General features: G+C 54.7%; 1 protein-coding gene. It reads right to left on the reverse strand.

The genetic code is table 11. The features are described from left to right. Positions 1-254: nucleoside hydrolase (locus tag FN960_RS24435; protein ID WP_185971161.1), on the reverse strand; the 254-nt coding region annotated here is incomplete at both ends.

Here is a 254-nt window from a genome sequence, read left to right on the forward strand (position 1 = left end):
TCGGTATCAATAGTGATGCCGACTTTGGTATTAGCGGGCTTGCCAAGAACGCCCAGCTCGTCGCAGACGATACGCCCATAGCAAGGGCCACTGTTGACGTCCACTTCGACGTACATCTCCTGGGTTTTAATGCCATCAGGGTTAATCAGATAACCGATGCAGGTGGCGTCGTGCACCGGGCCGCCAGCCAGGCCGTAGTTTTCGAACTGCGTTTTGAGAGTGAAGTTCATGATGTCGCTGAACAGCTCTCCGGC

The organism is Alkalicoccobacillus porphyridii, assembly GCF_007293315.1.
In the GTDB taxonomy this organism is placed as follows: Bacteria; Bacillota; Bacilli; order Bacillales; family Bacillaceae_D; genus Alkalicoccobacillus; species Alkalicoccobacillus porphyridii.